The organism is Robiginitalea aurantiaca (genome assembly GCF_030380815.1).
GTDB classification, from domain to species: domain Bacteria; phylum Bacteroidota; class Bacteroidia; order Flavobacteriales; family Flavobacteriaceae; genus Robiginitalea; species Robiginitalea aurantiaca.
On record NZ_JAUDUY010000003.1, the window covers coordinates 341420 to 357047 of the forward strand.

At 47.8% G+C, this 15628-nt stretch carries 9 protein-coding genes; 3 read left to right on the top strand and 6 right to left on the bottom strand.

Features of this window, described 5'->3' with window-relative positions:
* The first annotated feature begins 243 nt into the window (after positions 1–243).
* On the top strand, positions 244–2652 hold the full coding sequence (locus QU605_RS07980; RefSeq protein WP_353655881.1) for a GAF domain-containing protein: 2409 nt from the start codon (positions 244–246) through the stop codon (positions 2650–2652).
* 9 nt (positions 2653–2661) lie between these two features.
* Here the strand turns inward: QU605_RS07980 and QU605_RS07985 are convergent, their stop codons facing one another.
* Positions 2662–3855 (bottom strand): Pycsar system effector family protein, encoded by a 1194-nt coding sequence (locus QU605_RS07985; protein WP_289724760.1) that lies wholly within the window; start codon positions 3853–3855, stop codon positions 2662–2664.
* On the opposite strand from QU605_RS07985, the gene QU605_RS07990 reads away from it, so the two are divergent.
* Positions 3854–7618, top strand: coding sequence for a metallophosphoesterase (locus tag QU605_RS07990; protein ID WP_289724761.1), 3765 nt, complete (start codon positions 3854–3856; stop codon positions 7616–7618). The genes QU605_RS07985 and QU605_RS07990 overlap by 2 nt on opposite strands.
* Here the strand turns inward: QU605_RS07990 and QU605_RS07995 are convergent.
* Positions 7567–8466, bottom strand: coding sequence for a hypothetical protein (locus tag QU605_RS07995; protein WP_289724762.1), 900 nt, complete (start codon positions 8464–8466; stop codon positions 7567–7569). The two genes, QU605_RS07990 and QU605_RS07995, sit on opposite strands and share 52 nt — an antisense overlap.
* A gap of 162 nt (positions 8467–8628) precedes the next feature.
* On the opposite strand from QU605_RS07995, the gene QU605_RS08000 reads away from it, so the two are divergent.
* Positions 8629–10281: a solute:sodium symporter family transporter gene (locus QU605_RS08000; RefSeq protein ID WP_289724763.1), complete on the top strand. Its 1653-nt coding sequence runs from the start codon at positions 8629–8631 to the stop codon at positions 10279–10281.
* 102 nt (positions 10282–10383) lie between these two features.
* Here the strand turns inward: QU605_RS08000 and xylA are convergent, their stop codons facing one another.
* The 4 genes from xylA to QU605_RS08020 all read right to left on the bottom strand — a co-directional run bounded on the left by xylA (position 10384) and on the right by QU605_RS08020 (position 15628).
* Positions 10384–11709, bottom strand: coding sequence for a xylose isomerase (gene xylA / locus QU605_RS08005; RefSeq protein WP_289724764.1), 1326 nt, complete (start codon positions 11707–11709; stop codon positions 10384–10386).
* 2 nt (positions 11710–11711) lie between these two features.
* Entirely contained in the window at positions 11712–13193 is a 1482-nt protein-coding gene (locus QU605_RS08010; RefSeq protein ID WP_289724765.1) for a xylulokinase, read from the bottom strand.
* A gap of 121 nt (positions 13194–13314) precedes the next feature.
* Positions 13315–14220, bottom strand: a complete 906-nt coding sequence (locus tag QU605_RS08015; protein WP_289724766.1) for a GyrI-like domain-containing protein — start codon at positions 14218–14220, stop codon at positions 13315–13317.
* Positions 14221–14257: 37 nt separating this feature from the next.
* The gene (locus QU605_RS08020; protein ID WP_289724767.1) at positions 14258–15628 is read right to left on the bottom strand and encodes a vanadium-dependent haloperoxidase; all 1371 of its coding nucleotides are present in this window, start codon (positions 15626–15628) and stop codon (positions 14258–14260) included.

Here is a 15628-nt window from a genome sequence, read left to right on the forward strand (position 1 = left end):
TGTAAAGCCTTTTGAGTAAATATAGGAAAAAGCCCTGAGTCCGGGATTCGCGACCCAACCCCAAGACCAGGTTCAGTAGGAGAAGCCGGAAATCTCAGTCAGAGGCCAACTACCTAAGGGATACCATAAGGGAATTAGGGCTGCAATGAGGCTGCAGTAAATGAGTGGAATTTCCAGTTTTGACGTGGCCATTTATCCGATATGTAGGAATAGTAACACATTGATAATAAAACTTTTGTAATTTTGTATCCACATGGGAGACTAACATACAAGACTCCTTTTGGTTCAGGTATGGAACAACAACTACCCTTTAAGATACTGATCAGCTTTGACAAGTTTGTCAGGTATTATGAAGAACTCGCAAAATCCGGGAACAAATTCGAGCGCAATAAGGCGGCGCGGATTCTGGAAGCGCAAAAACCGTATCCTGAATTACGCGAGGGTTTTACCGATGTTGCCACACTGGAAAAACATCGGGAGGTGCTGCAAATACTCCTTACCGATGCATTTTCAGGAGTGTTGAGCGACAACGAAATCAAGGCGGTTTCCCTCCCTTATGTCAATGTCCTTTTTAACCCATCCCGTCGTCTCAAAAAAATATTGGAGGCTGCTGGGCCGGGGTACGAGCCGATCTTACAGAATGGGGATGAGGACTTTGATTACATCATGGCCTGCACGGTAATATTAAATTTTTACTTTGGATATCATTTGGATTTCACTAGGCCCTACACCTTTCAAATCCCCAGTGCAGAAGGAGTGATGCATTATTATCGGGTGATGTACAACGCGGATTTTATGGAAATCATTCCTCAAAAAGGCGCTCCTGAAATTACGCAGAAGGATGTAGATGAACTGTTGGCCAGGCCGCATGACGTGGAATTTTGGAAAAGCAAGATTCCCCCTAACAGTTTTGTTTCAAAGGGGTTTGTTATTGCAAATCTGTTTAATGCGACCAGTGAATACGCCATCTCTGCTATCAAGTCCAGCCTGATTGGCCGGATGGATAGGCGCACGGAAAATTTTATTGATGGTCTTGAAGACACATTCCGCTCATTTTTTGATTTACAAGATCTGAAAATCGGGTTTATTACCTATAGCGAGTACAGGAACGCTTTTGAAAAAGTAGAGGGGAATCGCGTTAAAAGCTTTATCCTGAAGGATCAGAGTGCCAAGGAATGTAAAAAGGCGCTTTGTATCGGATCCTACGAAAAACTTATCGAACAGCATTCGTATCACGTAGTGCCGGATGTTGCTAAATTTCTTGAAAACTCAAAAGGGAATGCCTTGTACAAGGGACTTTTGAAGCAGGGGATCGAAAGCGCCATTTTTGCTCCTATAACCGATCAGGGTGAATTACTGGGTGTTCTGGAACTCGTATCTGCCAGAGCGAATGTACTCAACGGGGTAAATGCGACCAAATTGGACGATGTCATGCCCTATTTAGCCGCGACTATATCCCGTACAAAAACAGAGGAAGCCAATTTGATTGATGCGGTAATCCAGCATGAGTGTACAACCATTCACGATTCAGTCCTTTGGAGATTCAAGGAAGAGGCCAGGCGCTTCATAAGATCTGATGAAGAAGGCAAACGGCCAAATTTCAAGGAAATATCCTTTCGCGATGTACACCCCCTTTTCGGACAGGTCGATATTAAGGGATCCTCCGAGGCCAGAAATAGCGCTGTTCAGAAGGACCTGCTTATTCAGTTATCAGCGATACGCTCCATTCTCCAACGTTTGCTTGATGACTTCGGGTTACCCATTTACGAGGAGTTGATCTTCAGGGTAAACGAACATATGACTGAGATTAATGAACTTCTGCTCAATAATGCAGAACAGAGCATATTCAATTTTGTCAGGGAGGAGATCATTCCGGTTTTCAGGCATGTTAAGACCCTGGATAAGGATCTCAGGGATCTGGTAAAGTTTTATGAGGAAGGGATAGACTCCGAAATGCAGGCCTACTATGATCATAGAAAGAATTACGACATCAGCGTACGGCAGATCAACCAATCCCTGACACGACACCTGGACCAGCGTCAGGAAGAGGCTCAGAAAATGTTTCCGCACTATTATGAACGGTATCAAACCGATGGGGTGGAACACAATATGTATATCGGAACCTCAATCGTACAGGACCGTACTTTTGACCATTTGTATTTGCAAAATCTCAGGCTTTGGCAACTGCAGGTGATGTGTGAAATGGAGAATGCCCATTACAGGATTAAGCCCACACTTCCGATATCCCTGGATGTTGCCTCACTCATCATGGTGCACAATACAGAGATCACCATTCGGTTCAGAATGGATGAGAAGCGCTTCGATGTAGATGGCACATATAATGCGCGGTATGAAATCATCAAAAAACGCATTGATAAAGCTTATATCAAGGGAAAAAGGGAGCGACTCACACAGCCCGGCAAGATGGTGATTGTCTATTCTCAGAAGAGTGACGAATTGGAATACCTCGGATACATCTCATTTTTGAGGTCCAAAGGCTACTTTACGGACGCCATTGAAATTGTAGACCTGGAAAGTGTTCAGGGTGTTTCCGGATTGAAGGCCATAAGGGCCGATATTCTATACAGCAGGGATGCGGAAGAGCAGCGCACGTATACCTATCAGGATTTGATGGAAACCCTGGAATCATAAACTCCTTGATTAAACCGGAATGCCCGAACCTCCGTAGAGTGTCAGAGCGAGGAAAAACACCAATACGGAAAGTACCATCCCTATAATAAAAATGGTATAGGTCCATCTGAGTAATTTATACTTTCGATTCAATACCAGGCCCAGATAATACAGATCCATCGTCAGACTGTCGTAAACGTACGATTGATCCTTGACCAATTCACCCATAGCCCATTTGAATTCGTTCAGGTCCATTTTATGGAAATTTCCAAAAAAGAGCAGATTCACTTTCTTTTTTTTGACATCCTCACGTGAAAATGCCCCGCTGGTCACATTGGGGCGGGTTGCCATTACAGAAAGGATCATAGAGGCTATACTGAATATACAGAAAATGACCGTTGGGAGGATAAGGTAGTAATTGCTGGGGGTGTCCAGTTTGGGAAGCAGGTTTGAAATCACCAAGGAAAGGATAATGGCATTCACAGAAAGCAGGATATTTGCTTTTGTATCAGCAATATCACTGAGTTTCATATGATTTCTCATGGTAACGCGAAACAGGGTTTGGACTCCCCGTTCCGGATTCTCCTGCTTATATTGGGCTTTGAGTTGTTCTTTCTTCCTCAGTTTCTTTTCGCCCTTGCGCTCCTTGATCAGTTTCTGGAGGTTAATGTCCTTGCCTGCCTGCCAGTGTTCTATTGCATAATCCGTATTATAGCGATGTTCCTTTTCAAGCATCTCGATATTCGCTGCCCGCCACTGGTCACTATTGTAATCCGCTATGTCCAGAAGCTTTAATTCTTCCCTGAGACGTTCCGAAATCCCTGTAAATTCCTTTGAACCCAGGTGGGAGGAATCGGCATCCCTGATGATCTCCTCTTCCAGGGTTTCCGGCTTGTGATACCGCATGGTAGCGGTGATAATCCCGCAAACTTTTTCGATGAGTTCGGGTTTGGCCTTCTGGCTCCCAAGAAAATCTCGGGCTATATCACAGCTGTGTTTTTCATGATCCGCAACGCTTTTGCTATATCCGGTATCGTGTAACCAGGCCGCGAGTAACAGGGCCTCACTATGCTCCTTTGACAAGGCATAGTGATCGATTAAATCTTTCGTACTTTGTACCACGCGCAGCGTATGGCTCATATTGTGATAGAGGAAACGCTCGTCCAGCTCCTGGGTCAGGAGCTGATGCACAAAAGATTCAACGGATTTCAGGAGATTCGTCATGAAATTTATCCTTAAGGCTACAAAGTACAAAAAATTCAAGGGGATTCCTTTTTCTCTTAGCCGATCCTTTGTGCTGGTGGTATTGTTTTTCAGTGTCTGTTCCTGTGCTACCTATGAGCCCAAATACACCGACACTGAAAAGGCTGTGCCGATTGAGGATGCCAGCATCCCTGAGCACATCTTCTACCTTATTGGGGACGCCGGGTATTCCCCTATGGACAGCCTGAACCCGGTGCTGTTGCGATTTCGGGACCGACTTAACAAAGCCCCTGAAAATAGCACCGCTATTTTCCTCGGTGACAATATTTACCCGGCAGGACTTCCGGGGCCGAATAAATCCAAAAAGGCGTATAAAACGGCGGTAAGCCATCTGGAGGCACAGCTAAAGACCTTTGAGGGGTTCAAAGGAAGGCCGATTCTCATCCCGGGTAACCACGACTGGTACAGTGACGGGATCAGGGGACTAAAGCGACAGGAGCGCTATGTGGAGAAGTACCTGCAAACAAAGAACAGCTTTCTGCCTGAGAACGGCTGTCCCCTGGAAACCGTATCGATTTCAGATGATATACACCTCATCATTATAGATACCGAGTGGTATCTGGAGGACTGGGACCGGACGCCCAGTATCAATGACGATTGTACGATTAAAACACGCGGCCTTTTTTGGGCGGAACTCGAAAGTGAGATAAAGAAAAATGCTGATAAAACCATCCTCATTACGGCCCATCATCCCATCTTTACCTATGGGGAACACGGGGGGTACTTCAGTGGGCGCCAGCAGTTTTATCCCACGGGTAATGTAGGGCCATTGCCAGGGCTGGGATCCTTACTAAACCTGTTCCGTAAAACGAGCGGTGCCTCTACAGAAGACCTCTACAACCCCAGGTACCAGGAGATGCGTAAACGCCTGGTCACCCTGGCCTCTTATGGGGAGCGGGTGCTGGTTGCCTCGGGCCACGAGCATACGCTGCAGTATAACGTAGAGCAGGACTTACCTCAGATTGTAAGTGGTGCGGGGGCAAAAACTGGCTCCACAAAGCTTTTGGGGGGAAGCCAGTTTTCAACCGGTATGGGAGGATATGCCATCCTGTCCATATACGGCGATGGCAGTTCGAGAGTCAGTTATTTCGGAGTGGATTCGGAAGGAGTGGAATCTCATCTTTTTACAAGTGGGGTGTTCGATAAACCGGATATGGAACGCAGGGGGGATTTTCCAGAAGTTCAGGACGAATTGGTGAAAGCATCCGTATATCGCCCTGATGAGGTTGAGAAAAGCAGGTTTTACAGAGGTCTTTGGGGAGAACGTTACAGGGCCTATTACGGGATGGAAATCGAGGCCAGAACGGTCGACCTCGACACGCTTTACGGCGGATTGGTGCCTGTTCGCAGGGGGGGAGGCCAGCAATCCAAATCCCTGAGGCTTAGACATCATAGCGGAAGGGAATACGTGATGCGGGCCATAAGGAAGCAGGCCGAGCAAAATCTTCAGGCAATAGCCTTCCAGGAGCAGTATATTATTGGGGATTTTGAAGGAACGGCCCCGGTAAGTTTTCTCCAGGACATGTATACGGGAAGCCATCCCTTTGCACCTTTTGCAATTGGGCTGCTTTCGGACTCCGTACAGGTGTATCATACAAATCCCAAGTTGTATTATGTGCCCAAACAAGAGGCTTTGGGAAAATACAATGAAGATTATGGGAATGAGCTTTACATGATTGAAGAACACGTCTCTAAAAAAGTATCGGAACTCGAGGTTTTTGGAGATCCCAGGAAGATCCTGAGTACCAGTGAGCTTTTGAGTCGTTTGAGAAAGGATGAAAAATTCCAAATCGATACTACCTGGTATATTCGATCCCGGCTTTTTGATATGCTAATTGGCGATTGGGATCGGCATCAGGATCAGTGGCGCTGGGGCGAATTTCGCGAACCGATAACCAGTCATATCATTTACAGGCCTATTCCAAGGGATCGGGATCAGGTTTTTTCCATTATGGGGGATGGATCCCTGGGGTGGTTGCTTACACGCACGGTCCCGGCCGTGAAGAAAATGGAGGGTTTCGGGCCGGAAATGCGAAACCCCGCGAACTTCAACACAAATGCTTTTACCCTAGACCGGACCTTGCTGGGCGAAACAGATCTGCGCACGTGGTTGGAGCAGGCGAGATACATACAGGATCGCATCTCTGTGGAGGTGATCGATCGATCGTTTGAGGGTTTCCCCAAAGAAGTTCGGGACGCAACCCTGGAGGGAATAAAGTCGGATTTGCTGGATAGGGGCAGGCGCCTCACGGAGTATGCAACCCAATATTACAACGAGCTACAGGAATATGCATTGGTTCAGGGTACGGACAAGGATGATCTTTTTGAGATCAACGGGCTCAAGGGGGGAGGCGTATCGCTCAAAGCATATCGAATCATAGACGGTCAGAAAACCCATAAGTTTTACGATAAGGTCTTCAGACCCGAAAGTACAAAGGAAATCTGGCTGTACGGCCTTGATGATGCGGACCAGTTCGAAATAAACCTCCCCCGGGAAAATCGGATTAAAACCCGGATCATTGGCGGACTTGGCAAGGACATCTACATTGTTTCATCTGGGAAAAAGGCGCGAATTTACGATCACAAATCCAAGAAATCAGAAATACGGGGATCCGGTAGCGCTCCCGTATTGCTGACCGATGACTACGAAATTAACTCCTATGAACCCCTTAAACCGGGGACTAAAACCAACCAGGTCCTGCCTGTTCTTGGCTTTAACCCTGACGATGGCATTAAAGTTGGATTGGGCTATACCTATACTCATTTTGGCTTCCTTCGCAATCCGTATACGACCCGTCATTCTATAAAGGGTGCCTATTTTTTTGCCACCAACGGTTTTGAACTGGGGTATTCCGGAGAATTTGCGAGGATTCTCGGGAAATGGAACCTGCTTCTCGATGCAGCCTATACAAGCCCGAATTTCACCTTTAACTTTTTTGGTTTTGGCAATGAAACCCCCAATCCGGATGATACATTGGGATTGGATTATAACAGGGTACGTATGCGGATATTGAATTTTAAACCGGGTCTGTTGTGGAGGGGACCCCTTGGGGGATCCATGAACGCAGGAGTGTCCTTTGAACGCGTGATCGTAGAGGAGACGGAAGGGCGGTTTATCGAAACCTATTATCAGGAGACCGACGCGGAGAGTGAATCACAGTTTTTTGGCCTTGGAGGGAAGTATCAGTATTCCAATCAGGACAATGCAGCCTATCCCACGCTGGGAATGGGCGTCTCCCTGGAGGCTGGTTACAAACGAGAGGTCTCGGGCAGGGAAGAGGATTTCGGGTATATAATCCCGACCCTCTCGCTTGATCATCGCATAACTACTTCGGGGAACCTGGTACTGGCCACCAAATGGAAAGCCCATTTTAATCTGGGGAATGGCTATACGTTTTTCCAGGGGGCCCAGATAGGGGCAAATGACGGCCCCCGGAGTTATCGAAACCAAAGGTTCACAGGGAAAACTTCCTATTATCAGGTCACAGATCTGCGGTATCAGTTCAGACAAATGCGGACTGCACTTTTTCCGATGTCCCTGGGGCTGTTTGCGGGCTTTGATTACGGAAGGGTGTGGCAGCCTGATGACCCTTCACGCAGGTGGTATACTTCCTACGGCGGTGGCCTCTTTCTGGTCGGCGCGAAACGTTTTAGTTTAAATACGTCGCTTTTTCACGGATCAGAAGGCTTCCGGTTTTCCTTTGGCTTTGGCTTTGATTTTTGAGGAAGCGGGAATTCGTATAAATATCCGCCTGAGTTCATCATGCGTTCGTCAGCGAGGTAAAGTAGCGTATTGTTGACAAAACACACAGCCTCCAATTGGGTGGAAGCGCCAACATCCAGCATCTGGGTGGGTCCGTTTCCAAATTTCTTTTCCCTGAAGTCTTCGAATACCCAAAGCGTGCCATAGCCCAGGAGCACGAGTCGGTTTCCATCAGGAGACAAGGCAGCGTCAGTAACCCTGCACTTCTTCCGTTTTTCACAGGTCGCAAACTGCAATTCCTTTTTTGCAGTATAGGTGCCAGCCGAGTCCGGGATACTATAAACATGGGCAATGCCATCAAAAGGATCGGATTGATTTTTTGTAATGATATAGAGCCGGTCCCCGAAATGAAAGAATCCTTCTGCATCAAATCTTCGGTTGGAGAAGGGGGGAGGGAACTCCTTCTGATCCGGGTATTTAAAGTGAATTTTCTCTGCGGGGATTTTATCCCCCTTTTCCAATAGCGGATTGGGTAATTTATAGATCAAAAGATCTGTCCGACTACTTTTATTATTTCCAAAATCGCCGATATAAACATTTCCAAGACTATCCTTTGTGAGGCCTTCCCAGTCTTTATTCTTAGCGTTGGAAACCTTAAACTCTTTTTGGAGCTTCCCATTGCGATCTACTCCGTAAAGCACATCTTTATTGCCGCCATCCTCTATTACCCAAAGAATTTGGCCGTCCAGAGTCGTCATCCCGGAGCATTCGTTAATCCACTTTGGCAATTTGGCATCTGGTTTAAGGGTGTCCTGGGACTGACATCCCACAAAAAATAAAACTCCTAAGAGCCCTGAAAGCAACTGCATTGACCTTACTTTTAAGTCATCGAAAATACGGTTCTCACCGGCCAAAATGAAATCTGTGGATAAAATCCCCTCTTTTATCCAGATATGTGCCCGAATACGGACAGGGATACGATACTTTGGGAATAATCCAATATATTTAAAGGCCAAACAAACCAAACCGTTATGATCGGAATCCTGTCTTTTGTCGGATTTACAGCCATGGTGGGAATTATTTCCTACTATGCCACAAGGTCCACAAATGAAAAAACTTCAGATGGATATTTTTTAGGAGGTCGAAGCCTGACAGCCGGGGTCATTGCCGGATCCCTCCTGCTTACCAACCTTTCCACAGAACAGATTGTCGGGCTCAATGGGAGCGCGTATCGGGATGGTTTATCCGTAATGGCATGGGAAACCCTGGCAGCTATTACCATGGTAATCACTGCACTATTCCTGTTGCCCAGGTATTTAAAAGGAGGCCTCACAACCGTACCCCAATTCCTGGAAAAACGCTTCGACGTCCCTACAAAAACGATTACTTCGGCCCTGTTTTTAACGGGCTATGTAGTCGTGTTACTGCCGGTAATCCTTTATTCGGGGTCAGTTGCGATTAGCGGCATGTTCGATTTCCCGACCTTGCTCGGAGTATCAGAATCCGCTGCCATCACCATTTGCATCTGGGGGATTGGGATTATTGGGTCTATTTACGCCGTATTCGGAGGCTTAAAAGCTGTAGCTGTTTCAGATAGCATCAATGCTGTAGGGCTTCTGATCGGGGGGTTTCTGATTCCCTTTTTCGGACTTATGGCCATTGGTGACGGAAGTGCATTAAATGGTTTGGAAACGCTAATGGCAACAAATCCTGAACGTTTTGATTCCACTGGGGAGTCCTGGCAGGAAGTTCCGTTTATTACAATTTTTACAGGGATGATGCTGGTTCAGTTATTCTATTGGGGGACGAACCAACAGATTATCCAACGCGCCCTTGGCGCAAAGAACCTTCAGGAAGGCCAGAAAGGGCTCCTCCTTGCAGCCTTTGTAAAAATCCTGGGGCCCATTATCCTTGTATTGCCAGGGATGATCGCCTATCACTATTTCGAGGGGGGGCTCTCCTCGAGTAACCTCGCATATCCCGAACTCGTCAGGGCTGTTTTGCCCAAATACCTCGTGGGCTTCTTTGCCGCCGTGCTCTTTGGGGCGATACTGAGTTCTTTTAACAGTGTTCTAAACAGTTCGGTAACCCTTTTTGGGATCGATATTTACAAACAGCATATCAACCCGGATGCTCCCGAGCGTACGGTGGTCAAATACGGTAAAATATTCGGGATTTTCCTGGCGCTTGCCGCGATGTTTGTGGCTCCCATTATTGAGAATGCAGGAAGTATTTTCCAGTACCTCCAGGAGGTAAATGGCATTTACAGCATCCCCATCCTGACCATTATTGTAGTGGGTTACCTCACCAGGCGCGTTCCTGCCATTGCTGCTAAAATCGCAATTTTTATGGGCTCCGGTCTCTACATTGTCAGCCAGTTCATCATCGGCCCGAACCGGGTAGAAGCGGCATTGGCCAAAGCCAGTGAAAGTGGGATAACCGGAGAAATTGCCCTCAGGCAAATAGAGGCAGACGCCTACCCGCATTACCTGCACATCATGGCACTATTATTTGTCCTGAATGTGATCCTGATGCTGGTCATTGGTAAAATATGGCCTAATAAGGAGCCTTTCAAACTCGAGTATACCAATCAGGTTGAAATCACCCCATATAAATATGTCAAGCAAGTGGGTATGGCCATTGTGGCCATCGTGGTGCTGATTTACATCTATTTTGCCCAATAAGGACCCTGCGTTACGGAACACCGGTTCTGTTAAAAACCTGAGATCCCGGTGGTTCGTACGGGTTGCCTGCCCACTAAGGAATAGGGCTTTCCTGTCGCCTTATCAAATATATCTGTTGATGAGGTTTTCCAGCATTTCCTGTTTCCCGCTGTAAAGGGGCAATTCACCTTGTGCAACGGCAATGTCGTACAGGTCTGTAAGACTGAGTTTTCCCATTTCGAAGGCTTTTCCATTTCCGGATTCGAAGGATTCATACCTTTTTTGCCTCAATTCACTGTAGTTGGATTCAGTGAGGATGCGCTCTGCGATAAGCAGCGCCCGGGCAAAGGTATCGGCGCCACCAATATGGGCCAGAAACAGGTCTTCAGGGTCGGTGGAGTTTCTCCTGAGTTTTGCATCAAAATTTATCCCTCCCCCCTGCAGGCCTCCGGCTTCCAAAAGGGTAAGCATCATTAAGGTTACCTCATTGAGGTTGTTTGGGAACTGGTCGGTATCCCAACCGTTCTGATAGTCTCCGCGGTTGGCATCAATACTACCTAACATCCCGTGGGCCGCTGCGATTTCCATTTCGTGCTGCATGCTATGCCCTGCCAGGGTAGCGTGATTCACCTCCAGATTCAGTTTAAAATCATCCTGAAGGCCGTAATGTCTGAGAAAGCCGATGACCGTAGCAGCGTCGTAGTCGTACTGGTGTTTCATGGGCTCCATCGGCTTGGGTTCAATAAAGAAAGTACCTGTGAATTCCTTGCTTCGCGCATAATCCCTGGCCATACCCAGGAATCGGCCCATATGATCCAGTTCTTTGTCGATTTTGGTGTTGAGCAGGGACATATAGCCTTCACGGCCACCCCAAAAAACATAATTTTCGCCTCCAAGTGCTATTGTGGCATCCAGAGCCCCTTTGATCTGAGCTCCGGCGCGTGCCAGCACCCTGAAGTCAGGATTTGTGGATGCCCCGTTCATATACCGGGGGTGGCTGAAGCAATTTGCGGTTCCCCAAAGGAGTTTTACCCCGGATGCTTCCATCTTCGCTTTGAGATAGGGCAGCGTATCCTGAATTCTTTTTTCAGATGCCTTCAGGGTCGGTGCTTCCTGAACCAGGTCAAAATCGTGAAAACAAAAGTATTCAAAACCGAGTTTTGTAATAAACTCAAAGGCGGCATCTGCTTTATTCCTTGCCGCTTCCAGAGGATCGCCAGCAGCATCCCAGGGGTGCTGTAGTGTCCCAGGCCCAAACGGATCTGCTCCGGTTCCACAGAAGCTGTGCCAGTAGGCTACAGCGAATTTAAAATGTTCTTTCATGGGCTTGCCGGCAACGCGGCGTGCAGGGTCGTAATATTTATAGGCAAGCGGGTTATCCGAGTCTTTTCCTTCAAAGGGAATATGTCCGATTCCCTTGAAATATTCCTTATCTCCGATCAATGGCATGTCTAGTTTTTTAGTTGGTTTTGAAGTTCACTTTTCCATCTGATGTATGCATTCTGGTAGCTTGTGACCGATTTCGGGGGAGCGATTGTTGCCAGATAATCCCGTCCGGCTGAAAGTCGCATCGTCTTTTCGAGGCCATGTTTGTGGACCATGCACGCTCGCGCGGCACCTACAGCCCCAGTTACCTGATAGAGCTCAATAGGGGTCTGACCCAGTGCCGCCAGCGTTTCTGTAAAAATGGTGGATTGAAATAGGTTGTCATTGCCGGCCCGAATCGTGTCAAAGGGAACCCCTTTTGTTTCCATGAGTTCCATCCCATAGCGAAAGGCAAAGGCAATTCCTTCAAGGGTCGCCCTGCATAAATGGCCTTTTTGATGTCGGTTAAATTCCAGACCCGTAAAACTTGCTTCCATTCTTTTGTTTTCGAGCATACGCTCTACCCCATTGCCGAATGGAAAGCACTTCAGACCCTCCGAGCCAATGGGGATTTTCAGGGCCAGTTCATTCATCTGATCGTATCCGGTAACCCCGAGTTGGTCTTTCAGCCAGCGGTAGGCACTACCCGCTCCGTTGATGCACAATAATTGCCCGATGCGGATGACTTCCCTCGAGTGGTTCACATGTGCAAAATGGTTGAAACGCCTGAGTTCCTCCACATCCGGGTCGTCGGTAATCCCATAGAGCACTCCGGAAGTACCCCCGGTCGCGGCTATTTTTCCCGGCTCGAGGACATTGAGGGTAAAGGCATTATTGGGTTGGTCTCCTGCCCTGTAAAGGATGGGGGTTCCCTCGGCCAGGCCTGTCGCTCGTGCGCCTTCTGCACTTACCGTGGCCTGTTCTGAGAAGGTGGAGACGATTTCAGGGACCAGGGAATTGGGAATTCCCCAGTGGTCGAATAACCAAAATGCCGGTTGTCCTTTTTGGAAATCCCAGAGAATTCCTTCGGAAAGGCCGCTGGCCGTGGTTTGTCGTTTGCCGGACAGGCGGTACGCCAGATAGTCCCCTGGGAGAAAAAAGGTCCTGGTCCGTTCAAAAGCCTCTGTCTCGTGTTGTTGCATCCACCTCAGTTTTGAAGCGGTAAAGTTCCCGGGTTCATTCAGTAACCTGGCCCGGCAGAGGTCGGCTCCCAAAGCTTCAAAGGTTTGGTCACCAATGGAAACAGCGCGGCTATCGCACCAGATAATGGAGGGTCTTACAACATCTCCCTCGGCATCTAAGGTTACCAAACCGTGCATTTGATAGGCAATGCCAATTCCGACAATGGTCTCCGGTGCAACTTTCGTTTGGGACAGGACTTCCCGGGTTCCCAGGCAGAAGCATTCCCACCATCGCTCGGGATCCTGCTCTGCCCAGCCTGTCTCTGGGGCGTCGATTTTAAGTTCTTCCGCCGGAGTCTTCACCAGGGACAGTACTTCACCTGTTTTAGAATCTACTAAGGCTGTTTTTAAAGAAGAGCTACCCAGATCGAAGCCGAGAAAGTACATAGGGTATTTACGGGTTTAAGCACTGGGCCGTTATTCCCCTAAGATAAAAAAACCCGCTTACTTTCGGGTGAAAGTACGCGATGTCTTTCCGGAACCCTTGCGGGAATAAGTGATGAGGTTATTATTCTTCCTCTGTCTCCTTCAACGGCAGAAAGATATCTGCCTTCCAGTTGACCACATCCATACCCATGTTTGGATTGTTAAAGAATACTTCTACCGGAGTTTCTTCCACATCCAGCCCTTCCTTTTCAGCATAATCCAAAAGCGCATACCAGGCTCTGTCTGAAGTGATGTAGTTCCCGTTATAGGTAGCCTTTAGGGCCCTTTTTGGAAAGATACGGTTGTATTTAATTTTCGGATGCCTGGGCAGGTTTTCGGATCGGATAATAGGAAAACAAAAACGAAACTCAAGGCTGTCGGTTGCTCGATCCCAATTATCGACTAAAATCATGGGCGGGCCATTCATGGTCACGCCATTGCCGACGAGCACATCGCTGAGCATCATATAAGTGTCCATCATGCCCCCAGCCTTGCCGTGCTGTGTTGTTTTAAGGTCGACATAGGCGTAAAAAGTGCTTGGGAGTTCCGACTCACCCTCTATTTGCACCTTAAAAAGGTCGATGTGATCATTGAGTTCATTGACAAATTTGGTCACATAGTTAACGCTTAGACGCTCAATTGCCGATTCCTTAAAGGGAACCAAAAGTTTGTTCTTCAGGCTGTGATCACGGTCTTTTATCCGCACGGTCACTTTGGATGTATTTTCGGTCAGCGGTGTGATCTCCCAGTTGTAAATATGGACAGAATCCCCAACCTGAACGCGCTGCTCGAGATGATAAAGGTCTTCCTGGACCACGGCACTTCCCGGAACACCCACGGTATTGTTCCAGAGTTTAATAGACTGGTTTATGGTGCCGGGAAAGGTCTTTGCTTCAAAGCGAATGATATAGTCGTAGGGATATATGAAAAAGTATCCCACCAATGCGATAAAAATTACAATCAGGATCCCAAAAACCGTTTTTCTCATTTGGTACAATTAAATAACAAAGTGTTGCTCAATCAGTTTATTTGTTCTGACTCTCGGATAAAGCGGCTACAGGTGCTGCTTTTTCCTCCATCCGGAGATTTGCAATAACGAAAGCGCCCAGATCGCGACCTTGTTTAACACCGACTTCCACAGCTTTACGGTAATGGATCCCCCCATACATCCGGCTGATGGCGGCTTCATCAGCTGCCTGACGGAATGAGGTGAAACTCCGTACGGGAAGCCCGTATTTGAGTTCGGTATCATCGTCGAAGGCGAAATCTTCACCAAAGATATCGGTAAGTGCCACGGCAGCAGCTCCCGATACTACGCTGTGCCCGCTGGTGTACTCCGGAAAGGGAGGGGTCTGCAGTACAGGCTTCCAGCTGTCATCTATGTATTCGTTTATGAGGGTTTCCGGCCGAATGAGGTTGCTTCGGTATTTTTCGTCCCAACAACTGATAAAGGCATCTGCCATGGCAATGGCGGCTTTGGCATACGCATACGTTGTTTTGTCGAAATCACTTCCGGTATCCCGGCAGGCTATTTTGGTAATACCCATCCAATGTGCACCCGGGCTGATTTTTTTTGTCGCAAACATCAGGTGGCCCCGGGTAACAGAAACATAGGGATTGCAATCCCAGAACTGGGCAATGGCCACTTCTTCAGAAGTATCCCCTCTTTCAGTAATGTCGTTACTGATGTCGTAGACTTCTTTAACCTCCTTATAAAAGTCAGATCCCTCTTTCATGTCAAAAGGGGGTGGTGGCGAAGGTTTGAACTGGGCTGCAGAGTCAATGACAAATGGCCTGATTTTATTCCAGTGGGGTTCAATCCCTTCCATGTATGAAGGTGGGGTTGGCTGCCAGCGGGACGGATCGTCCGTGTCCACAGTGAATTTAGACATGGTTCGCGTCTGATCGTAATTATCGCCTTTCATCCATGCGGCGATAAATTCAGCCACTTCCAAGCCATAGGTCCTGGAGGCTTCAAATTCTTTCGGATTGCGTTTTTCCCATACCCCGTAAAGGCTGTCCCGGAAATCCGTGACTTTCTCTTCGGAAAAAATCAGCCTTCTTCCAAGATCCATGTGAGCGATTACGGCGGCAAGGCGATAATTGACGGGAGATTCGGCACTGGGTTTTGGAATTCCTTCCAACCCGGATACCTGCCCCTGCAGGGAGCGATACGAATCATTGTGCAGTGCCATGATCTCATAGGCCGCTATACTGGGATAGGCGTACACCCTGCTTGCGACCGGCGGACTGAAGATATCGTGAACCATAACCTCGGTGAGCCTGTCCGTGGAGGCGTGCAGTTGCTCAGCCATTATTTCTATAGGTTCCGAGGGTTGGCTGCAGGCGGCCAGTAAAAGGACCAGGCCAGCTGTAAATACAAAAGGTGATTTCAT

Coding starts and splice junctions, on each gene's coding strand:
- QU605_RS07985 (WP_289724760.1), bottom strand. CDS start 3,855: ATGACGAATCTCCTGAAATCCGTTGAATCTTTTGTGCATCAGCTCCTG.
- QU605_RS08010 (WP_289724765.1), bottom strand. CDS start 13,193: ATGTACTTTCTCGGCTTCGATCTGGGTAGCTCTTCTTTAAAAACAGCC.
- QU605_RS08015 (WP_289724766.1), bottom strand. CDS start 14,220: ATGAGAAAAACGGTTTTTGGGATCCTGATTGTAATTTTTATCGCATTG.
- QU605_RS08000 (WP_289724763.1), top strand. CDS start 8,629: ATGATCGGAATCCTGTCTTTTGTCGGATTTACAGCCATGGTGGGAATT.
- QU605_RS08020 (WP_289724767.1), bottom strand. CDS start 15,628: ATGAAATCACCTTTTGTATTTACAGCTGGCCTGGTCCTTTTACTGGCC.
- QU605_RS07995 (WP_289724762.1), bottom strand. CDS start 8,466: ATGCAGTTGCTTTCAGGGCTCTTAGGAGTTTTATTTTTTGTGGGATGT.
- QU605_RS07990 (WP_289724761.1), top strand. CDS start 3,854: ATGAAATTTATCCTTAAGGCTACAAAGTACAAAAAATTCAAGGGGATT.
- xylA (WP_289724764.1), bottom strand. CDS start 11,709: ATGCCATTGATCGGAGATAAGGAATATTTCAAGGGAATCGGACATATT.